Source organism: Azospirillum lipoferum 4B (genome assembly GCF_000283655.1).
In the GTDB taxonomy this organism is placed as follows: domain Bacteria; phylum Pseudomonadota; class Alphaproteobacteria; order Azospirillales; family Azospirillaceae; genus Azospirillum; species Azospirillum lipoferum_C.
Map to the genome: position 1 here is coordinate 2,337,947 of NC_016622.1, position 19,809 is coordinate 2,357,755.

A 19,809-nucleotide genomic window follows, 5' to 3' on the forward strand; every position below is an offset into this window, starting at 1 on the left:
CGATTGCGGATCGTCGATCGAGAACGGACAAGGGCCTGCCGTGGGACACCGCGGCAGGCCCTTTCCATATCGATGCCGGGACTCAGGAGGCTGCCGCTTCACCCGCAAGCAGCTGATAGGCTGGAGACAGCACAATGAGCTGTTCATAAGTCCAGGGCATATGCTGCCAGAGAACCGACGCCGTGGAGTTCATCGTGATGGCCGATTGGGTGACACCATTCGTCCACTGCCCGATGGGAACGAAGCCGTTGCCGCTCCCTTGATTGACCAGATAGGCCGGATAGCCGACCGTCTCGGCGCCGTTCATCGGGAAGGTATAGATGTCCGCCGCAGTTTCCGGCGAAGCCGTCGTCACCGGAGTGCCGTTCAGAATGATCGGCGTCCCGGCATGCATGTAGTTCAGGTTATAGGGCAGGTTCAGACTGGCGATGACGTCGAAGACCTTGCCGATGATGGCCTGTGCCGTTGGCGAACTCTGCTCTGCCGCGGTTGCGATCGCTTCGATGCCCTGCCAGTAATTCAGGTCGCCGGAGGTCTGGATGGTCAGCGGAACCTGCGGAACGGTGTCCAGGCTGTTCAGCAGCGTGTAGAAGCCGAAATTCTTCTGCTGGAACAGAATGTTGGTGGCGTAGGAGAAATAGTCGTTGCCGGGCTTCGGCTGCGCGAAGGAGTAGCACTTCACATTGATCGTATAACCGGGGAACGGCTGCGTCGCCAGCCAGGCCGCCGCCAAGGCCGCCATGCCGGCACCCAGGCTATGGCCGGTGACATAGAGATTGATCTCGGTCTTGCCGCCGCCCAGGTTGAGCAGGATCGATCTGATCCGCCCCGAGAGGGAATTGCGATCGATCGGGACGATAAGTTTGCCGAACGTCGTGTCTTCGATCGGCAACTCGGCGAGGAGGTAGTCCATCGCCTCCAGAGCCAGCCGGAAGCCCAGATGCACCTTGGCGTTCTGGGCAAGGACGGTGTTGGCCGGATCGACGTAGCTCTTGGGCAGGGTGATCGTGTTCAGGAGGGCTTGAACGTCCGCTGACAGCAGGTTCCAGATCGCCGCCGGAATCACGGTTTGAAGCCCATCCAGGATGGGCAGCGCCGTGACGGGCAGCGCAGCAAAATCCTCGATGGCGTTGAGGAAATCCATCGTCCCGCGAAAGGCGAGGCAATAGGTCGGGATCTCAGTCTGCGACGCCAGTCCCGCAAGCAGCGCCTGGTTGCCGAGCCGTGTATCGACGATCCAGTTCCCCCACTGCCCCCCACCGGCCGCCTGCCAGTCCCCCGGCCAGCGCTGATAGAAGATCGACGGAATGTCCTGCTCGGTCGACTGATCGAAGGGGGCGCCACTTGCCGACAGGGTCGGGTCCAACAGCGAGCTTTGTCCCGTCGGAGTGTTCAGCGGAACGAAGGTGTCGGCAGCTGCGGCGATCTGTAGAATCTCCAGAGCCTCGACGGCGTTATAGCTCGGGCCGAAAACGGGAAGGGTCATCTCAACACTCCGTTCGAATTGCTTTTGTTCTGTCAGGAAATGCGCGGACTCGATGACTTTTCGAGAAAGTCTATATTGTCATACACGCATAGCGGTATTTTGCTCTTTTAACTCTCTTGCGCAATTGATTTAGTGAATCTAAATGTAATTTTTTGCGAGCATTCGTGACGAGAATTTACGAACGGAAACCCACATCCTAAAGCAGCACTCAGAAGTAACCAAAGGTTTTAATTTATAATTATATGGCAGGTTATTATCGTTTAGATTTTGCACATGAATCAATATTTACATCGATATATTTCGAGTTTCTTGTTTTCATAAATATTGTTCATTAATTTATATTTTGATTCCTTACCCCCCATAAAATGGACGCGACGGCGGATTGATGTGGAATCACCTGATAATATTTGAAAGTTCAGTTGGTATTCGGAGATTCCATGGCCAGAGGAGGCATTTTCTGACGCGCTCGTGTAAAATCGCTGACGATTTGAAAAAGCACCGATGACCGCTGAGCGCCAACCCACGCAACGAAAGCCGCAAGGCGCCCTTCGTTGTTCAGTCCCCTCTGCCCCGCGCCTGCCCCAGCAACCCTTGCGGTCGGAAGATCAGAAACAGCGTCAGCAGCCCGAATGCCACGATGTCCTTGTAGGCGAGGGCGAAATAGGCCGACCAGAAGGTTTCCACCAGCCCCAGCAGGGCGCCGCCCAGCATTGCCCCCGGCACCGAGCCGATGCCGCCGACCACCGCCGCCGCCAGCGCCTTGAAGCCGATCAGGTAGCCGGTGAAGAAGTTCACCCCGCCGTAATAGAGCGCGATCACCGCCCCCGCCGTCGCGGCCAGCCCGCCGCCGATGGCGAAGGTCGCCGCCACCGTGCGGTTGACGTCCACCCCGACCAGCTCCGCCGCCGCGATGTCGTCGGTGCAGGCGCGATGCGCCCGGCCGAAGGCGGTGCGCTGCATGATCCCCCACAGGGCCGCATAGAGCCCGCCGGTCAGCACCAGGATCGCCAACTGCATCATCAGCGCTGTGACGGTGAAGGCGCCGTCGCTCAACAGGGTGAAGCGCTCCGTCAGCACCGGCGCCGGCCACCAGTCGCGGGCGCCATGCAGCAGCCGCACCCCCTCCTGATAGGCGATGGACAGCCCGACCGCGACGATCAGCGGCGTGTGGCTGCGCACCCCACGCAGACGGCGGAAGACCAGCCGGTCCATGGTCCAGCCCTGCACCGCGGTGAAGCCCATCGCCAGCACCAGCACGCCCAGCAGAGCCGGCGGCCATGTCGCCCAGCCGGCCATGCCCAGCCCGGCCGCCGCCATCGCCGTCAGCATGGCGCCGAGCATCGTCAGCTCCCCCATCGCCAGATTGATCTGGCCAAGAATGGCGTAGACCAGGGTATAGCCCAGCGCCAGCAGCCCATAGACGCAGGCGACGGTGGCGGCATTCACGATCTGCTGGACCAGGAACAGGACAGGCGTCCAGCGCGTCGGTGGCGCACGCCCGGCTGCGGGGGCCGCTCCGCCGGCATCGCGCGGCGGCTTGATGCGCAACCATTGCTGCAGCATGGCGAAGCGCATGTCGGTCAGCCAGCCGGTGCGGTCGGTCGCCACCGACACCAGGGTATGCCGCCCCTCCTCCATTCCGGTTCCGGCGAAGCGGCAGGCGATCCAGTGGCGCTGGTCGCCGCTGCGGTAATCGATGCGCAGAACCCGCCGGTCCTCGGCGTAGCTGCGAGTGGACAGCTCTGTGACGGGACCGGATTCGAAGGCCGGGATCAGCTTCCGGCACAGCACATCCTGGTCGGCATCGATGCCGCACCCGGTGAGCACCAGCAGGACGAGGCACAACAGCGGCAGAATGCGGAGCACGGAACCGCCCGGTCAGGTGGGGTGGTTCAGCCTAACGGCAATTCGGGAGGGTGGGAAGGTGGGAGAGTGGTTGCATTGCGCCCCCTCCCCATCCCTCCCCCGCTTCGCGGGAGAGGGGGTAGGATGTTCGTGAACGTAGTTTAATTGCGAAAGCAGCGGGGTTCCCTCTCCCGCCAAAGGCGGGGGAGGGTTAGGGAGGGGGCAAAAGCTCAGCCCGCCCCCCTCACTCCACCATATAATCCCGCACCAGCAGTTCCGCGATCTGCACCGCGTTCAGTGCCGCGCCCTTGCGCAGGTTGTCGGCGACGCACCAGAAGGACAGGCCGTTCTCCACGGTGAAGTCGTCGCGGATGCGGCTGACGAAGACCGGGTTGTCGCCGGCGACCTCGACCGGGGTGACATAGCCGTCGCTGCTCTGCTGGTCGACCACCGACACGCCGGGGGCGGCGCGCAGGATGACACGGGCCTCCTCGGCGTTGATCGGCTCCTCCGTCTCGATGTTGATCGACAAGGCATGGCCGATGAAGGTCGGCACGCGGACGCAGGTGGCCGCGACCTTGATCTTGGGGTCCAGGATCTTCTTGGTCTCCACCATCATCTTCCACTCTTCCCTGGTGGAACCGTCCTCCATGAAGGCGTCGATCTGGGGGATGACGTTGAAGGCGATCTGCTTGGGGAAGACGCTCTTGGCGATGGGGTCGTTGACGAAGATGGCGCGGGTCTGGGTGAACAGCTCGTCCATCGCCTCCTTGCCGGCGCCCGAAACCGATTGGTAGGTCGAGACCACGACGCGGCGGATTTTATAGCGGTCGTGCAGCGGCTTCAACGCCACCGCCATCTGGATGGTGGAGCAGTTGGGGTTGGCGATGATGCCGCGCTTGCGATAGCCGGCCAGCGCCTCCGGGTTCACCTCCGGCACCACCAGCGGCACGTCGGGGTCCATGCGGAAGTGCGAGGTGTTGTCGATCACCATGGCACCGGCGGCGGCAGCGCGCGGCACATGGACGGCCGACACCTTGGCGCCGGGCGACGACAGCACGATGTCCACGCCGTGGAAGTCGAACTTGTTGAGGTCCTCGACCTTGAGGATGTCATCCTCGCCATAGGACACCTCCTGGCCGATCGACTTTTCCGAGGCCAGGGCGATGACCTTGTCGGCCGGGAACTTCCGTTCGGCCAGCGTTTGCAGGATCTCGCGCCCGACATTGCCGGTGGCGCCGATGACCGCGACGGTATAGCCCATGACGGTGGTGTCCTTCTGCCGAATATCCGCGAATACAAGAATGGTGCCGGAAGGCGATAGGAGCTAGGCGCTTTCCCCGCGAATTGCAACCCGTCCTCTCATGGAACCTGCCCTCCGACCGGGTTGACAGTCCATGGAAGGCGGCGGGAAGATTCCTTTCCTCAACAGCGCCCGCCCTCAATAGCGCCCAAACGGGCCTCCAGGGAGACATCACGGATGACCAGCTTCAAGCGCGGCCTAATCGCGCAGACGGTTCTTGGTGCCGCCGCTCTCGCCCTCGCCGGTTTCGCCGCCCCCGCCATCGCCGACACGCCGAAGGACGCGCTGGTGATGGCCTGGCAGTTCGACGACATCGTCAGCCTCGACCCGGCCGAGATCTTCGAGCTGTCGGGGGCCGAATACAGCGCCCAGGTCTATGACCGGCTGGTCCATTTCGACGTCAACGACGTGAGCAAGATCGAGGGCGAGGCCGCCGAAAGCTGGACCGTGTCGCCCGACGGCAAGACCTTCACCTTCAAGATCCGCGACGGCATCGCCTTCCATTCCGGCAACCCGCTGACGGCGAACGACGTGGCCTGGTCCTTCGCCCGTGCGGTGAAGATGAACAAGGGTCCGGCCTTCATCCTGACCCAGTTCGGCCTGACCCCGGACAATGTCGAGCAGATGGTCCGCGCCACCGACCCGCGCACGCTGGTCTTCACCACCGACAAGACCTATGCGCCGACCTTCGTGCTCTACTGCCTGACCGCCGACGTGGGCTCCATCGTCGATTCCAAGCTGGTGAAGAGCAAGGAGAAGGACGGCGATTTCGGCGCCGGCTGGCTGAAGACCAACTCGGCCGGCTCCGGCCCCTTCGTGCTGAAGCAGTGGAAGGCGAGTGAGCTGCTGACCTTCGACGCCAATCCGAAATACTGGCGCGGCGCGCCGAAGCTGAAGCGCGTGCTGATCCGCCACATCCCGGAACCGGCGACCCAGCGCCTGCTGCTGGAGAAGGGCGACGTCGATGTCGCGCGCAACCTGAAGCCGGAGCAGTTCGAACCGCTGAAGTCCAGCGACACCATCCGTCTGGTCCAGGCGCCGAAGGGCACGCTGTGGTATCTCAGCCTGAACCAGAAGAACGCCATCCTGGCCAAGCCCGAGGTGCGCGAGGCGTTCAAGTATCTGGTCGATTACGACGGCATGGCCGGCACGATCATGAACGGCATCGGCGCCGTCCATCAGGCCTTCCTGCCCAAGGGCTTCCTGGGCGCCGTCAACGACAACCCCTACAGATACGATCCGGCCAAGGCGAAGGAGCTTCTGGCGAAGGCCGGCTATCCCGACGGCTTCACCGTCAGCATGGACGTGCGCAACACCAACCCGACCCAGGACATGGCCCAGGCGATCCAGGCCAGCGCCGCGAAGGCCGGCGTGAAGATCGAGATCATCCCCGGCGACGGCAAGCAGGTGCTGACCAAATACCGCGCCCGCAACCACGAACTGATGATCCAGCAGTGGGGTGCGGACTATCAGGACCCGAACTCCAACGCCGACACCTTCGCTTCCAACCCGGACAACAGCGACAACGCCAAGTCCAAGCCGCTGGCCTGGCGCAACGCCTGGGATATCCCGGAACTGACCAGGAAGACCGCCGCCGCGGTCGAGGAACGCGACAGCGCCAAGCGCGCCCGGATGTACGAGGAGCTTCAGCGCTCGGTCCTGGCCGATTCGCCCTTCGTCATCATGTTCCAGCAGACGGAGATGGTGGCGGAGCGGAAGACCGTCAGCGGCCTCGTCTGGGGTCCGAGCTTCGACACCAACTATTACTGGAAGGCCGAGAAGAAGTAAGGATGCGGGAGAGAAATTCCCCTCTCCCCGGGGGGAGAGGGGATTTCAGCCCCAGGCCCGGGCATCCTCCACCACCACTGCGAGGCTGTCGGACAGGCCGGTCAGCACGCCGCGCTGGATGTCGGCCGCCGGCACCACGCCGCCCTTGCCATCCGGCAGGTCGCGGGTCGCAGTGGCGGACGCCACGACCGTCACCCGCCAGCCGTGATCCACCGCCGACCGCACGGTGCTGCTGACGCAGTTGTGGGTCATGAAGCCGGCGACGATCATCTCGGTCCGCCCGCTGTCGCGCGCCACCGCCTGCAGGTCGGTCCCGGCGAAGGCATTGGCGAGCTTCTTGACCATCACCGGCTCGCCCCCGCGCGGGGCGACCGCCGGGATGATCTCCGCCATCGATCCGGTCGGGTCGAACACCGGCGCACCCGCCGCGGTGTGGTGGACGATGTGGATCACCGGCACAGTGTTGGCGCGGGCGAGGCTCAGCAGGTCTGCCGCCTTCTCCACGGCGGCATCGACACCCGACAGCCGCAGGGCGCCGTCGGTGTATTCGCGCTGAAGGTCGATCAGCACCAGCACCGCCTTGTCCAGCGGGGCGGGAGTGGCCGGAGCGCCGACGATCTGGCGCAGGGTCTTGGCGGTTTGGGTCGTCATCGGGGGATGCTCCGCAATCGTTTGAATGTTGATGGAAGCGATGCTGCCCCGTTCACCGATGCGCAGCCATCCGCTATCCTTGCACGATGGCTGTTCAGAAATTCACAGGTCCGCTCGATTGGGACGATCTGCGCGTCTTCCTGGAACTGGCGCGGGCCGGCAGCCTGTCGGCGGCGGCGCGCGGCCTGCGGCTGAGCCACGCCACGGTCGGGCGCCGGCTGGCTGCGCTGGAGTCCGCGCTCGGTCGCAGCCTGATGGAGCGCCGGCCCGAGGGCTATGTCCTGACCGAAGAGGGCGAAAGCGTCCGCGCCCTGGCCGAAGCGATGGACGAGCGGGCGCAGGCGATTCGCCGCCGTGAAGGCGACGACGCCGGATTGACCGGCACGGTCAGGCTGACGATGACCCAGGCGTTGGCCGACATCTTCCTGATCCCCCGCCTGGGGCCCTTGCGCGCGGCCAACCCTGGCCTGGACCTGGAAATCATCGTCGACAACCGCACCCTCAGCCTTGCCCGGCGGGAGGCCGATCTGGCGATCCGGCTGGCCCGGCCGCAGCGCGGCGATCTGGTCGGGAGGCGGCTGGCGACGCTGGGCTATGGGCTCTATGCCGCACCGGACGCGCCCGATGCGCTGATCGCCTATGACGAGTCGATGGCGGAGCTGCCGGAAGCGCTGTGGCTGGACCGCCATGGCGGCGGCCGGCGCGTCGCCTTCCGCTCCAACAGTGTGCAGGGTCAGCTCGCGGCGGCGGTCGCCGGCTTCGGCATCGCCTTCCTGCCCTGCCTGCTGGCGGACGGCGTGCCGGGGCTGGAACGCCGCCCGCTGCCCGGCCCCTCGCTGACCCGTGAGGCATGGCTGCTGGTCCACCGCGACCGCCGCGAAGTGCCGCGGGTGCGGGCGGTGATCGGGCATCTGGTGGCGGTCTTCACCGCCGAGCGGGAGCGGCTGGAGGGCCGCGCCGGCCATCGAGAGCAGCCGCCGGAACACGGATGATCTCCTGTCGACGGGCGGACGGGCGTCACTCCGCGACGGACAGCATTTCCACGACGGCGTTCCGCAGATCGTTGGCCGCGACCGGCTTGTGAAGCAGCGCGTGCCCACCCGCCCGCACCTCGACCAGGCGTTCCGGGGCAGTGTCGCCGGTGATGACCGTTGCCGGCACCGGCATGTTCAGGCGTTCGCACACCGCCCTGATCGCATCCAGGCCCGTTTCGCCGCCGCGCAGCCTGTAATCGGCGAGGATGGCGGCCGGCCATTCACCGCTCTCGACATGCAGGACGGCATCCTCGATGGAACCGGCGGTCAGCACCCGGTAGCCCCAGCCCTCCAGCATCGCCTGCAGCCCCTGGCGCACCAGAGGCTCGTCATCGATCACCAGGATCAGGCCATGGCCGACATCCATGGCCGGCACGCTTTTCAACCGGTCGGAACCGGGCGAGCGCAGGGTCACGGCCGGCACCTCGACGCGGAAGGCGGAGCCGCGCCCCGGCAAGGATCGGAGTTCGATCCGATGACCGAGCAGGCGGGCAAGGCGCCGGACCACCGCCAACCCCAGCCCCAGGCCTTTGTTGCGGTCGCGCTCCGGATTGCCGACCTGGAAGAACTCCTCGAAGATTTCCTCATGCTTGTCGGATTGGATGCCGATCCCGGTATCGACCACGGCGATGTACAGGTTGCCGCCCTGCCTGCGGCATCCGATCAGCACACCGCCCCGTTCGGTGTAGCGCAACGCGTTCTCGATGAGGTTGCGCAGGATGCGCTCCAGCAATGCCGGGTCGCTGCGGATCGTCGCGCTATTGCCGACGACCCGCAGGCGCAGCCCCTTGGCCGCGGCCTGGGCATGATATTCGGCACCGAGCCGATTCAGCAGCGGCCCGATCTGCATATCCACCGGCGTTGGAACGATCAGTCCGGCATCGAGCTTGGACACGTCGAGCAGGCTGTCGAGCAGCATCCGCAAGCCCCCCATCGCCTCGCCCAGCGACTTCAGCAGGCGGGAGGCCGGATGCCCGTCGAGCCTCTCCTCCAGAGCGCTCTGGAACAGCATCATGGCCTGCACCGGCTGGCGCAGATCATGGCTGGCCGCGGCGAGGAACTTCGACTTGGCGACATTGGCGCGGTCCGCTTCGGCCTTCGACGCGCGCAGGGCATCCTCGGCAGACTTGCGTTCGGTGATGTCGCGTATGGTTCCGCTGAAATAGCGCCGCCTGCCGGAGGTCCATTCGGCGATGGCCAGCTCGATGGGGAAGGTCGTGCCGTCCTTGCGCTGTCCCATCAGGTCCCGGCCGGCACCGCTGCCCCGCCGCTCCCCCGTGCGCAGACAGGTCATGATGTGGATGTCGCTCGCGGAGGAGCACGGTTCCGGCATCAGGATTCGGACGCTGCGCCCGACAGCCTCTTCCGCCCGGTGGTCGAAGATGCGCTCCGCCGCCGGATTGAACGACTGGATGATGCCGGCGTCGTCGGTGACAACCATGGCATCCGCCGCCGTCTCCACCATGGCGCGATACCGGGCCTCGCTTTCGGCCAGATCCGCCTCGCGCTGCTGGATCAGGCCAGCAGCATTCCGGATCGCTTTGCCGACCGCGTCGATCTCCAGGATGCCTCCGGTGTCGACGGAGGGCAGATGCCCGGCCCCCACCGCTTCCGCGGCCTGGGCCAGTTGCATGACCGGGCGCATCAGGCGGCGTCCGAGCCAGAAGGCGGCGGCGATGCCGATCAGGAAGAACGCCAGCCCACCGCCCGTGAACAGCAGGAGCGTCTCACGGGCCGGCGCCGCTATCAGGGATTGGGGAACGCTGATGGCGACCACCCAGCCGGCCGCGTGGGAGCGGCTGTAGGCCTGGAAGGCGGATACCCCCTCCAGATTGGTCGCGCGATGGATGCCCTCCGGCGCGTCGCGCATCCCGGCCCACAGGTCCAGCGGCAGCGATTTGCCGACGAACTGTTCGGCCTGATGCGAGCGGGCGATGACGGTTCCGTCCTCGTCGATCACCGCCGCCCGCCAGCCGGACGGAAGGCGCTCCGGAGAGACGATCGTCTGGAGCCGTTCCTGGGTGATGGTCAGGCTCAACAGAAAGCGGACATCGCCCTCGCGGATCACCGGCACCACGACGATCAGAAGCGGTGTGCGCGTCACACCCCCCATGATGAGACCGGATACCTGTGGTTTCCCCGTCGCGATCGCCCGCTGGTCGGCTATCAGGCCGGAATTCGCGGGCAGGGGCGTTCCCCAGGGCACGCGGCTGTTGACGAGCTGCAGGTTCGAGAGGTTGCGCAGGACCACGTTGGTGCCGAGACGATCCCTCACCTCGACGGCACGTCGGTGGAAGGTGGCAAGGTCACCCACCGCCAGACTTTCGGAGGTGGCAAGGACTTCGGCGGCGGCGATCAGTTGCGCCACTTCCCGGTCCACGTCCTCGGCCAGCAGGCGCGCCCTGTCACGCACCAGCCGCTCGGCTTCCTCCGCCTGGGCGTTCACGTTCCGGACAAGCAGGAAACCCGAGAAAAGGACAAGCGGAACGGCCACCGCCGTGACCAGCAGGATGAGCCAAGTCCGCAACCGGCGCGACCGCAGTGACGGCTGTGGATGGAGCCCGCGTGACGGAGGCTGCATCATACAATCGGGACCGGAGGGCGAACTTCGGCGGCGCAAGCGGTCTGCATTGGGTCCCTTCCAAGTCCCGGAGCTAACGGACGTCAGGCCGAACAGCCGACGGGATCAGAAGGTCGATCTGAGTGTTGCAAGACGACAGTCTCCCAAAACCACCTTCCGCTTCCGCCTGCCGATGCCGTCGTCCCTGGCAAAGCATACCTGTTCGGATCATCGAATTCTTTGAAACGCAACAGCTGTTTCTGGCTTGTTTTCAGAAAAGTCACTGAATGACCGCGGCTGACCATCGAGGCGCCTTCAGAAGATTTTCATACAACAATCGTTGTTGGCTTGGAACAATTAAGCAGCGATTCCGGCAATCGCTTTCATCAGTGTGGCTCGGCCATCTTTTCTATAACTTTAGTAGCGGGCCAACTTGAAATACAACCCATCCGGCGGGCAGGTCGGCCCGGCCTTGGCGCGGTCGCGGGCCTCCAGCGCGCGGCGGACATCGTCCACGCTCCATTTGCCGGCCCCCACCAGTTCCAGCGTGCCGACCATGTTGCGGACCTGGTGGTGCAGGAAGGAGCGCGCGGCGGCGTGAACGCGGATTTCGTCGCCCTGGCGCTCCACATCCAGCCGGTCGAGCGTCTTCACCGGCGACTTGGCCTGACACAGCGCCGCGCGGAAGCTGGTGAAGTCATGCTGGCCGACCAGCACCTGCGCCGCCGCGTGCATCGCCTCCGCATCCAGCGGGCGGGTGACGTGCCAGGCCCGGCCGGCGTCGAGAGCCAGCGGCGCCCGGCGGTTGACGATGCGGTAGACATAGGCGCGCCCGGTCGAGGTCAGGCGGGCGTGGAAGTCCCCGGTGACCGCCTCCACCTCCAGCACCGCGATGGGCGCCGGCTTCAGGTGGAAGTTCAGGGCGTCGCGCAGCTTCAGGCCGGTGAAGGGCTTTTCCAGGTCGAAATGGCAGACCTGCCCGAGCGCATGCACCCCGGCATCGGTGCGGCCGGAGCCATGGACCCGCACCACCTCGCCCGACAGGCGCTGCACCGCCTCCTCCAGGCTCTGCTGGACGGAGGGGCCGTTGTCCTGGCGCTGCCAGCCGACGAAGGGGCGGCCGTCATACTCGACGGTCAGTTTCCAGCGCTGCACGTCGGTCAGTCCGCGACGGCTTCGGTGGACACGGGGGCGGAGACCGGCTGCCCGACCGCCAGCGCGAAGCCGCGCAGGAAGGCCGCCCCGTCCACCGGCGCCTTGCCCGGCCGTTGCACCTTGACCAGCCGCACCGCGCCGTCGGCGCAGGCGACCGTCAGCCGCTCGTCCAGAAGCGTGCCGGGCGTGCCGCCGCCGGTCGCGGATTCGGCGGCCAGAACCTTGATGCGTTCGCCGTTGGCGGCATCGAACCAGCAGCCGGGCCAGGGGGTGAGCGCGCGGACCTGCCGCTCGACATAAGCGGCGGGCTGGGTCCAGTCGAGCCGGCCATCCTCGCGCGTCAGCTTGGCGGCGTAGGTGACGCCCTCCTCCGGCTGCGGCACGGCGGCCAGCGTGCCGGCGGCCAGCCCTTCCAGCGCCGGAGCGATCATACGGGCGCCCAGCGCCGCCAGTTCGTCATGCAGGCTGCTGGCGGTGGTGGCGGGGGTGATCGCCACCGCCTCCTTCGACAGCATGGCGCCGGTATCGAGCCCGATGTCCATCTGCATGATGGTGATCCCGGTCTCGGCATCGCCGGCCAGGATGGAGCGCTGGATCGGCGCCGCACCGCGCCAGCGCGGCAGCAGCGAGCCATGCACGTTGACGCAACCCAGCCGCGGCGCATCCAGGATCGGCTGCGGCAGGATCAGGCCATAGGCGGCGACCACTGCGACGTCGGCCTTGAGGTCGGCGAACTCCGCCTGTGCCTCGGCATTGCGCAGGCTCTTGGGCGTGCGCACGGGGATGCCGTGCTCCTCGGCGAAGCGGTGGACGGGCGATTTCTGCACCTGCTGGCCACGGCCGGCCGGGCGCGGCGGCTGGCTGTAGGCGCAGACGACCTGATGCCCCGCCTCGATCAGCGCGGCAAGGCTGGGCACGGCGAAATCGGGCGTGCCCATGAAGACGAGACGGAGCGGGGTCATCGGATCGTATCGCAGTTCTGTTCTTGGGCTGGTCAGGCCGTCGCCTTCTGCAGCTTCTGGACCTTCTTCAGCAGGATGTTCCGCTTCAGCATAGACAGGTAATCGACGAACAGAACGCCGTTCAGATGGTCGATCTCATGCTGGATGCAGGTGGCGAGCATCCCGTCGGCCTCGAACTCCTGCTGCCGGTTCTTTTCATCCAGATAGCGGACACGGATGCGCTGGGGACGGGTGACGTCGGCATACTGCTCCGGCACCGACAGGCAGCCCTCCTCGCACACCGCCTTCTCGTCGGACGACCAGACGATTTCCGGGTTGGCAAGGCGGATCGGGTTCGGCGGATCGTCCTTCTCATGGACGTCGACGACGATGACGCGGTCGAGCACGCCGACCTGCGGAGCGGCCAGACCGATGCCGTTGGCGTCGTACATGGTCTCCACCATGTCGTCCATCAGCTTGACGACGCGCACATCCACTTCGGCAACGGGTTGCGCCTTGCGCTTCAGGATCGGATGCGGGGCGACGAGGATCGGAAGACGGGCCATGGGTGCTCGATGATGAGAGGGGGAGTTCAAAGGGAGAAGGTAGGCGGACCAAGTGTTTTGGTCAAGGAATCGGACCTATGCGAACGGTGCGGAACCGTCCTCCGTGCAGGGTTGCGCCGGACGCCGGTTGGGCGTAGTCGATGCCGATCATGCGTGATGCGACCACCGCCCCCTCCCCTTCCCCGCGCTGGACCCAGGACGCCGCCTTGGCGCTGGTGTTCCTGACCCGCCTGCCCTTGCCCGCCATCGGCCCGCTCGACGGACCGCTGGCCGAAGGAGCTTCGGCGCGGGCGATGGGGTGGTTTCCGCTGGTGGGGGCGCTGGTCGGGCTGGCCGGCGGTGCCGTGTTCGCATTGGCGGCATCGCTGAACCTGCCGCCGCTGGCCGGGGCGCTGCTGGCCTTGGCGGCGACCGTCCGGCTGACCGGCGGGCTGCACGAGGACGGCGCGGCCGATGTCGCCGACGGATTCGGTGGCGGGCGCGATCTGGCGCGGAAGCTGGAGATCATGCGCGACAGCCGGGTCGGCAGCTATGGCGTGCTGGCGCTGGTCTTTTCGGTCGGCATTCGCGCGGCGGCGCTGGCGGCCCTGCCGGTGCCGGCGGCGGTCGCGGCGCTGGTGGCGGCGGGCGCCCTGTCGCGTTGCGGGCTGGCGGCGATGGCGCGTGTGCTGTCCCCAGCGCGGCGCGACGGGCTGGCCGCGGCGCAGGGCCGGCCGGCGATGGCGACGGTGCTGCTGGCGCTCGTCTTCGGCATTGCGGTGGCGGCGGCGGCTCTCGGCGGGCTGGCCCTGCCGACACTGGCGGCGTCCCTTCTGGGGGTGACCGCGGTGGGAGCGCTCGCCCGGCGCCATCTCGGCGGGCAGACCGGCGACGTCTTCGGCGCCGCCCAGCAGGTGGCGGAGGCCGCGGTGCTGCTGACCTTATCGGCCCTCATTGGAGCAGCGGCATGAATGCGGTGAGCCTCACCCCCCTGACCGTCACCCGCTGGTGGCTGATCCGCCATGCGCCGGTCCACAACCCCGACAACGTCATCTGCGGGTCGAGCGACCGCGAGGCCGACACCGGCAACCGTGCGGCGGCGGTATCCCTCTCGGCCAGCCTCCCCGCCGATGCCCTGTGGCTGACCAGCCCGCTCCGCCGCAGCCGGCAGACCGCGCAGGCGCTGTGGACCCGTAACCCCCGGCTTGCCGACACGGCGGTGGTGGAGCCGGAGCTGGCCGAGCAGGATTTCGGCGAGTGGGAGGGCATCAGCCACGACACCGCGGCGATGCGCGATGCGGAGGCGGCGGCCCGCTTCTGGCGCGACCCGGCCCGCCACGCCCCGCCCAGCGGCGAGAGCTTCGCCACGGTGATGGAGCGCACGGCGGCGGCGCTGCGGCGGCTGACCGGCCTCCATGCCGGACGCGACGTGGTCGCGGTGATCCATGCCGGAACCATCCGCGGCGCGCTGGCGCTGGCATTGGATTTGACGCCGGAGGCGGCGCTGCGGCTGCGGATCGATCCCTGGTCGCTGACCCGGATCGACCACTACCACGCCGGGACAGGATCCTGGTCGGTCGGGGGAGTGAACGCACTGCCCGGAACCTTTTGACGGCAAAAGGCGTTCCCCTGTCTCCGCTGGGCGACCGAACGAGAGGCAGACCATGGTCCATAGCAGCACCGCCGGCCACAGCCCCGACCAGGGCCCCGACAAGGGCGACGTCAAAAAGCTCTGGGAGATGATGAAGGGCGTTCAGGTCGCGATGATGACGACGCTGGACGACAACGGCCGGCTGAACTCCCGTCCGATGGCGACACTGTCCCATGCGGGTTTCGAAGACGGCACCTTGTGGTTCTTCACCCGCGCCCATTCCGAAAAGGTGGCGGAGATCGACCGCCATTGGCGCGTCAACCTCGCCTACGCCAATCCCGACAAGCAGGATTACATTTCGGTTTCAGGCATCGCCGAAGTGGTGCGCGACCGCGACAAGATCCGCTTCCTGTGGCGCGACATCATGACCACCTGGTTCCCCCAGGGGCCTGACGACCCGGAGGTCGCCCTGCTGAAGGTGTCGGTCGATCAGGCCGAATATTGGGACAGCCCGTCGAGCACCATGGTCTACGCCTATGGCTATGTGAAAGCGAAGCTGACCGGCCAGTCGCCCGATCCCGGCGACAACGCGAAGATCGCGTTTCAGTGAGGTGCGCGTAAGTTCCTGACTTGCTGCCGCATGCCCCCTCCCCGACCCTCCCCCGCTAACGCGGGAGAGGGGGCCTTACGGGAGAGCGGCGGCAGTCCCCTCTCCCACCGAAGGTGGGGGAGGGTTAGGGAGGGGGCCGAAGCACGTCCCTCCCTGGTACTCCTACCTCAAACCGAACCCTTACCAGCTCTTCGCGCGGGCCGCCGGCTTGCCGTTGCCGTGGGCTTCACGGCGGGCATGGGCGTGGTCCGGGCGGGCATCGCCGCGGTGGTTGTCGTTGCGGGCATAGTCCGGACGGGGGCCGCGCGGGGCGTGCGGACCCTTGGACTCGCCGTTGCGGTGCCACGGCTTGCCGGCGCCGCCACCCGGACGGCCGCTGCGACCGGCCGGACGGCCGGCACCACCGGTGGTGAAGGGGCGCGTCGGCTCCAGGCCGGGCACCACATGCACTTCGAGCGTCGCCTTCGTGTAGCGCTCGATGCGGACCAGGGTCTCGCGGTCGGCACGGGAGGCGAAGGACACGGCGATGCCCGAGGCGCCGGCGCGGCCGGTGCGGCCGATGCGGTGGACATAGTCCTCCGCCGAGCGCGGCAGGTCGAAGTTGATGACGTGGGTGATGTCGCGCACGTCGATGCCGCGGGCGGCGACGTCGGTGGCGACCAACAGGCGGACCTGACCGGTGCGCAGACGCTGGAGCGTGCGGTTGCGCTTGGTCTGGTCCATGTCGCCATGCAGGGCGGCGGCGGCATGGCCGGCGGCGCTCAGCTCCTCGGCCAGCGTGTCGGCATCACGCTTGGTGGCGGCGAAGATGATCGCCTTGCCGACCTCTTCCTGGGCGGCGAAATGCTGCAGCAGGCGGCGCTTGTGGTCGAGGTCGTCGGCATGGTGCAGACGCTGCTCGACGTTGATCGCAGTCGCCTGGCTCTCGACGGCCACGCGCTCCGGATTGCGCAGCAGGTTGCCGGCCAGCTGCGCCATGCGGCGGTCCAGCGTGGCGGTGAACAGCAGGGTCTGGCGCGTCGGCGGGCAGCACTTGGCGATGGTCTCGACATCGTCGAGGAAGCCCATGTCCAGCATGCGGTCGGCCTCGTCGAGGATCAGCACCTCGACCTCGTCCAGCGCGATGCGGCGGCGGGCGACATGGTCCAGCAAGCGGCCCGGAGTGCAGACGAGAACGTCGACCGGACGCGACAGCAGGCGCAGCTGCTCGCGGTAGGGCATGCCGCCGACCACGTCCACGATGTTCAGCTTCATGAACTTCGCGTATTTGCGGGCGGCGTCGGTGACCTGCTTGGCCAGCTCGCGGGTCGGGGCCAGAACCAGCACGCGCGGCGTGGCGGCGCCGTTCAGCGGCAGCTCGGCGGTGCGGGTCAGCGTCGGCAGCATGAAGGCGGCGGTCTTGCCGGTGCCGGTCTCTGCGGTGGCGAGGATGTCGCGGCCCTGCAGCGCCGGCGGAATGGCGGCGAGCTGGACCGGGGTCGGGGTGGTGTATTCGAACGCCTCGAGGGCCTTCAGGACGAGCGGGTGCAGGCCGAGTTCGGAAAACGTCAAGTCGTAACAACCTTCTCAAAGCAACACGGCACGGCCCCGCGCGCCCCGATGGCGGGCGTGGGACATACCGGCGGACTCGCCGGGAGGAGGTCGATAGAGGGAGAGGCGTCTATCCGATGCAGCGGCCGGGGCGCCCCAGAACCTTGGTGGGCGTTTGCCGTTGCGCAATCACAGCGCGTCTCGCTCAAGAGACGCGCGAGCCTCCAGCGATCAAGACGCCCTACATAGGCTATTGCGCCGCACAAGACAAGGGGCATCGCCGAACGAGCCCCGCGTCCTTCACTTGACGACCATGCGTTCGATGTAGATGTCGCGGATCAGGCCGGTCCCGGCCTCGCGGTTGACGGCGTCCCTGATCCGCGCTTTCAGGAAGTCGGCGGAGCCGGTGCCGGTCAGGGTTTCAGTGTCGGCCTGGCTGACGGTCTGGAACAGCCGGTCGGCGATGCGGTCCTGGTAACGCAGGACGCGGTCGGCCTCCACCTTCGGCGCAAGCACCAGCGAGACCTGCATCTCCACCGCGCGCAAGCCCCCAAGCGGCACCTCGATCGCCGGCAATTGCGCGAGGCGGGGTTTTGGCCCCATGCGCGCCTCGATCCGCCGCTGTTCCATGATGCGGTCCACCGCGACACCGCCGCCATAGGCCAGCCCGGCCAGGGTCGCCAGCGCGACCAGGACGACGATCAGCGTGCGGGCCGGATGGGCGGCTTCTGAATGGGGCGCAGGCTGCGGGGCGAGCGTGTCCAGCGGATCCCGCCTCAGCGGATCGGGGGGCGGGGCCGGGTACGGCGTTCCATGCAGCGTTCTGTTCGTGGCCATGGTCGGCCTCCTCCGGGCCGGACAGGGGCATGGAGGAGTGTAGCGCGACCGTGGTTAAGATTCGGTGGAGGTGGGGGGCGCCGCCATGGCGACGGGCGCCCTCCCGGAAGCCTCAGGCCGCTACGGCCATCCGCCCTTCCCGCGTGCGCATCAGCAGCCACACCGCCGAGACGCCCAGCAGCTTCGACGCGAGGCTGGCGGCCCACACGGTGGGATCCCAGATGTCCAGCATGCCGAAGAAGATGGCGGTGTCGACCGGCACCGACAGGGCGGCGCTGATCCACAGACGGTCGCGCAGGGGGCGGCGGGTGATGGTGAAGACCGCCCAGTCGATCATCTCCGACACCGCGAAGGCGACGACGCTGGCGGTGGCGACGAAGGGATCGGTCAGCAGATAGGACAGCACGGTGCCGCCCAGCATGGCGGCGAGCGCCCAATGGCCGAAGCGCACCTGAACCATGTCGCGCAGGATGAAGATCAGCCCGGCCCAGCAGGACCAGACCAGATCCAGGTGCGGAAACAGGCTGAAGGCGAAGTTGATGGCAAGAATGCTGCCGATATAGGCGGCAAGCCAGAGCATGGCGATGATCCTCCGAAAGCGGACCCGCGGCAATACGGGCGCCGGTGACCGGAGCAGTCCCCGCGTGAATGCGAGCGCCCCGAAACCGCGTTATACCGCATCCAGAAATTTCTGACTCGCGTTGTGTCGCAGGGGATTGAGGCTGCGGCTTTGGTGTGATTCGCTGTCCGCTCTATTCAGCGGGGAGCGGGAATGCCAGCGATAGCGATCCGACAGGACATCTCGGTCTGCGAGTTGCGCCGGCAGGCCCGATTGGAGGAGGACGGGCGGGTGGCGGCGCGTCTTCTGGCGATCGCCGCCGTGCTGGACGGTCACAGCCGGGCCCACGCCGCGCGCTTGGGCGGGATGGACCGGCAGACCTTGCGCGATTGGGTGCATCGTTTCAACGCCGAGGGCGTGTCCGGCCTGCGCGACCGTTCGCGTAGCGGCCGGCCCCGCCTGCTGGCCGATGAACTGCGCCCGGAGCTGGCGACGCTGATCGCCGCAGGTCCCGACCTGGAGCGCGACGGCGTGGTCGAGTATCGGCTGACCCACATCCAAGACTTGGCCAAGCGCCACTTCGGTGCCGACTACAGCCGCGGCGGCATGCACAACGTGCTCCAGCAGATGGGGCTGTCCTGGCAGACCCCGCGCCCGATCCACCCCAAGACCGATCCCGCGGCCCAGGAGGCATTTAAAAAAACTTCCCCGACCAACTCGCCGCCATCGCCAAGCGCCACCCCGGCAAGCGGCTGGAGGTCTGGTTCCAGGATGAAGCCCGGGTCGGTCAGAAGGGGACCCTGACCCGGCTGTGGGCGCCGCGCGCCATCCGGGTGCGTGCCGTGCGCGATCATCGCTTCAAGTCGGCCTACATCTTCGGCGCCGTGTGCCCGCAGCGCGACACCGGCGTCGCCTTGGTGATGACGCGCGTCAGCACCGAGGCGATGACGCTGATGCTCGCCGAGATCAGCCAAGCCGTGCCGCACGAGGGGCACGCCGTCGTTCTGCTGGACGGAGCCGGCTGGCACATCGCCAATGAGTTGGAGGTGCCGGCCAACCTGACCTTGCTGCCGCTGCCGCCCTACAGCCCCGAACTCAATGCCATCGAGCGCCTCTGGCAGGTGATGCGGGAAACCGTCCTCTCGCACCGCCTGTTCACCGACACAAAGCACATTATCGACGCCTGTGGCCGCGCCTGGAACTCCCTCATCAACAAGCCAGGCCGCATTCAATCAACCTGTGGTTATCCGTGGGCCACACAGGTCAAAACTTCATGAACTTGGTATTAGCTAACAGAACATCGCCATGGTGGGAAGGTATAGTCTGCCCCCTCCCTAGCCTTCCCCCGCTTCGCGGGAGAGGGGACTGCCGCCG

Annotated in this window: 17 protein-coding genes; 6 read left to right on the forward strand and 11 right to left on the reverse strand. The window is 66.8% G+C overall.

Going from position 1 to position 19,809, the window contains the following annotated elements:
- Positions 1-82 precede the first annotated feature (82 nt).
- From AZOLI_RS10805 to AZOLI_RS10815, 3 genes are all read right to left on the reverse strand, one after another.
- Positions 83-1,486, reverse strand: a complete 1,404-nt coding sequence (locus tag AZOLI_RS10805) for a lipase family protein (protein ID WP_014248671.1) — start codon at positions 1,484-1,486, stop codon at positions 83-85.
- A gap of 555 nt (positions 1,487-2,041) precedes the next feature.
- On the reverse strand, positions 2,042-3,352 hold the full coding sequence (locus tag AZOLI_RS10810; RefSeq protein WP_014248672.1) for a branched-chain amino acid ABC transporter permease: 1,311 nt from the start codon (positions 3,350-3,352) through the stop codon (positions 2,042-2,044).
- A 223-nt stretch (positions 3,353-3,575) separates the two neighbouring features.
- Positions 3,576-4,595 (reverse strand): aspartate-semialdehyde dehydrogenase, encoded by a 1,020-nt coding sequence (locus tag AZOLI_RS10815; RefSeq protein WP_014248674.1) that lies wholly within the window; start codon positions 4,593-4,595, stop codon positions 3,576-3,578.
- A gap of 216 nt (positions 4,596-4,811) precedes the next feature.
- On the opposite strand from AZOLI_RS10815, the gene AZOLI_RS10820 reads away from it, so the two are divergent.
- Positions 4,812-6,422: an ABC transporter substrate-binding protein gene (locus AZOLI_RS10820; RefSeq protein ID WP_014248675.1), complete on the forward strand. Its 1,611-nt coding sequence runs from the start codon at positions 4,812-4,814 to the stop codon at positions 6,420-6,422.
- 45 nt (positions 6,423-6,467) lie between these two features.
- Here the strand turns inward: AZOLI_RS10820 and AZOLI_RS10825 are convergent, their stop codons facing one another.
- On the reverse strand, positions 6,468-7,073 hold the full coding sequence (locus tag AZOLI_RS10825) for a cysteine hydrolase family protein (RefSeq protein ID WP_014248676.1): 606 nt from the start codon (positions 7,071-7,073) through the stop codon (positions 6,468-6,470).
- Positions 7,074-7,159: 86 nt separating this feature from the next.
- Here AZOLI_RS10825 and AZOLI_RS10830 point away from each other — a divergent pair, with 86 nt between their 5' ends.
- Positions 7,160-8,065, forward strand: a complete 906-nt coding sequence (locus AZOLI_RS10830) for a LysR family transcriptional regulator (RefSeq protein WP_014248677.1) — start codon at positions 7,160-7,162, stop codon at positions 8,063-8,065.
- Between the two features lie 25 nt (positions 8,066-8,090).
- On the opposite strand, the gene AZOLI_RS10835 is transcribed toward AZOLI_RS10830, so the two are convergent.
- The 4 genes from AZOLI_RS10835 to def all read right to left on the reverse strand — a co-directional run bounded on the left by AZOLI_RS10835 (position 8,091) and on the right by def (position 13,329).
- Positions 8,091-10,553 (reverse strand): PAS domain S-box protein, encoded by a 2,463-nt coding sequence (locus AZOLI_RS10835; RefSeq protein ID WP_244442473.1) that lies wholly within the window; start codon positions 10,551-10,553, stop codon positions 8,091-8,093.
- Between the two features lie 531 nt (positions 10,554-11,084).
- Positions 11,085-11,822: a tRNA pseudouridine(38-40) synthase TruA gene (gene truA, locus AZOLI_RS10840; protein WP_014248679.1), complete on the reverse strand. Its 738-nt coding sequence runs from the start codon at positions 11,820-11,822 to the stop codon at positions 11,085-11,087.
- 5 nt (positions 11,823-11,827) lie between these two features.
- Positions 11,828-12,784: a methionyl-tRNA formyltransferase gene (gene fmt / locus AZOLI_RS10845; protein WP_014248680.1), complete on the reverse strand. Its 957-nt coding sequence runs from the start codon at positions 12,782-12,784 to the stop codon at positions 11,828-11,830.
- Positions 12,785-12,816: 32 nt separating this feature from the next.
- Complete coding sequence (gene def, locus AZOLI_RS10850; RefSeq protein ID WP_014248681.1) at positions 12,817-13,329, reverse strand: peptide deformylase; 513 nt, start codon at positions 13,327-13,329, stop codon at positions 12,817-12,819.
- Positions 13,330-13,478: 149 nt separating this feature from the next.
- Here def and cobS point away from each other — a divergent pair, with 149 nt between their 5' ends.
- The 3 genes from cobS to AZOLI_RS10865 are packed head-to-tail and all read left to right on the forward strand — an operon-like array spanning position 13,479 to position 15,509.
- Positions 13,479-14,279, forward strand: coding sequence for an adenosylcobinamide-GDP ribazoletransferase (gene cobS / locus AZOLI_RS10855; RefSeq protein ID WP_244442474.1), 801 nt, complete (start codon positions 13,479-13,481; stop codon positions 14,277-14,279).
- Positions 14,276-14,920, forward strand: a complete 645-nt coding sequence (locus AZOLI_RS10860; protein ID WP_014248683.1) for a histidine phosphatase family protein — start codon at positions 14,276-14,278, stop codon at positions 14,918-14,920. The genes cobS and AZOLI_RS10860 overlap by 4 nt, the downstream gene beginning before the upstream one ends.
- A 52-nt stretch (positions 14,921-14,972) precedes the next feature.
- Positions 14,973-15,509 (forward strand): pyridoxamine 5'-phosphate oxidase family protein, encoded by a 537-nt coding sequence (locus AZOLI_RS10865; RefSeq protein ID WP_014248684.1) that lies wholly within the window; start codon positions 14,973-14,975, stop codon positions 15,507-15,509.
- 180 nt (positions 15,510-15,689) lie between these two features.
- Here the strand turns inward: AZOLI_RS10865 and AZOLI_RS10870 are convergent, their stop codons facing one another.
- The 3 genes from AZOLI_RS10870 to AZOLI_RS10880 all read right to left on the reverse strand — a co-directional run bounded on the left by AZOLI_RS10870 (position 15,690) and on the right by AZOLI_RS10880 (position 18,456).
- A complete protein-coding gene (locus tag AZOLI_RS10870) occupies positions 15,690-17,060 on the reverse strand; it encodes a DEAD/DEAH box helicase (RefSeq protein ID WP_014248685.1) in 1,371 nt (456 codons plus the stop codon).
- Positions 17,061-17,339: 279 nt separating this feature from the next.
- A complete protein-coding gene (locus AZOLI_RS10875; protein ID WP_014248686.1) occupies positions 17,340-17,876 on the reverse strand; it encodes a flagellar basal body-associated FliL family protein in 537 nt (178 codons plus the stop codon).
- Positions 17,877-17,988: 112 nt separating this feature from the next.
- Positions 17,989-18,456 carry a preQ0 transporter gene (locus tag AZOLI_RS10880; protein WP_014248687.1) on the reverse strand — a complete coding sequence of 156 codons (468 nt, stop codon included), beginning with the start codon at positions 18,454-18,456 and terminating at the stop codon, positions 17,989-17,991.
- Between the two features lie 192 nt (positions 18,457-18,648).
- Between AZOLI_RS10880 and AZOLI_RS31090 the strand changes: the two genes are divergently transcribed.
- Positions 18,649-19,712 (forward strand): IS630-like element ISAli2 family transposase gene (locus AZOLI_RS31090; RefSeq protein WP_076611714.1). Its coding sequence is split into 2 segments (ribosomal slippage): positions 18,649-19,132 and positions 19,132-19,712, totalling 1,065 coding nucleotides; the frame shifts between segments, so codons are not numbered across the junction.
- Positions 19,713-19,809: the final 97 nt, after the last annotated feature.

What these genes read in the sequence shown, in the direction of transcription:
- AZOLI_RS10805 (WP_014248671.1), bottom strand. Translation starts at nt 1,486, where the DNA reads ATGACCCTTCCCGTTTTCGGCCCGAGCTATAACGCCGTCGAGGCTCTG.
- AZOLI_RS10815 (WP_014248674.1), bottom strand. Translation starts at nt 4,595, where the DNA reads ATGGGCTATACCGTCGCGGTCATCGGCGCCACCGGCAATGTCGGGCGC.
- AZOLI_RS10820 (WP_014248675.1), top strand. Translation starts at nt 4,812, where the DNA reads ATGACCAGCTTCAAGCGCGGCCTAATCGCGCAGACGGTTCTTGGTGCC.
- AZOLI_RS10825 (WP_014248676.1), bottom strand. Translation starts at nt 7,073, where the DNA reads ATGACGACCCAAACCGCCAAGACCCTGCGCCAGATCGTCGGCGCTCCG.
- AZOLI_RS10830 (WP_014248677.1), top strand. Translation starts at nt 7,160, where the DNA reads ATGGCTGTTCAGAAATTCACAGGTCCGCTCGATTGGGACGATCTGCGC.
- fmt (WP_014248680.1), bottom strand. Translation starts at nt 12,784, where the DNA reads ATGACCCCGCTCCGTCTCGTCTTCATGGGCACGCCCGATTTCGCCGTG.
- def (WP_014248681.1), bottom strand. Translation starts at nt 13,329, where the DNA reads ATGGCCCGTCTTCCGATCCTCGTCGCCCCGCATCCGATCCTGAAGCGC.
- cobS (WP_244442474.1), top strand. Translation starts at nt 13,479, where the DNA reads ATGCGTGATGCGACCACCGCCCCCTCCCCTTCCCCGCGCTGGACCCAG.
- AZOLI_RS10860 (WP_014248683.1), top strand. Translation starts at nt 14,276, where the DNA reads ATGAATGCGGTGAGCCTCACCCCCCTGACCGTCACCCGCTGGTGGCTG.
- AZOLI_RS10865 (WP_014248684.1), top strand. Translation starts at nt 14,973, where the DNA reads ATGGTCCATAGCAGCACCGCCGGCCACAGCCCCGACCAGGGCCCCGAC.
- AZOLI_RS10875 (WP_014248686.1), bottom strand. Translation starts at nt 17,876, where the DNA reads ATGGCCACGAACAGAACGCTGCATGGAACGCCGTACCCGGCCCCGCCC.
- AZOLI_RS10880 (WP_014248687.1), bottom strand. Translation starts at nt 18,456, where the DNA reads ATGCTCTGGCTTGCCGCCTATATCGGCAGCATTCTTGCCATCAACTTC.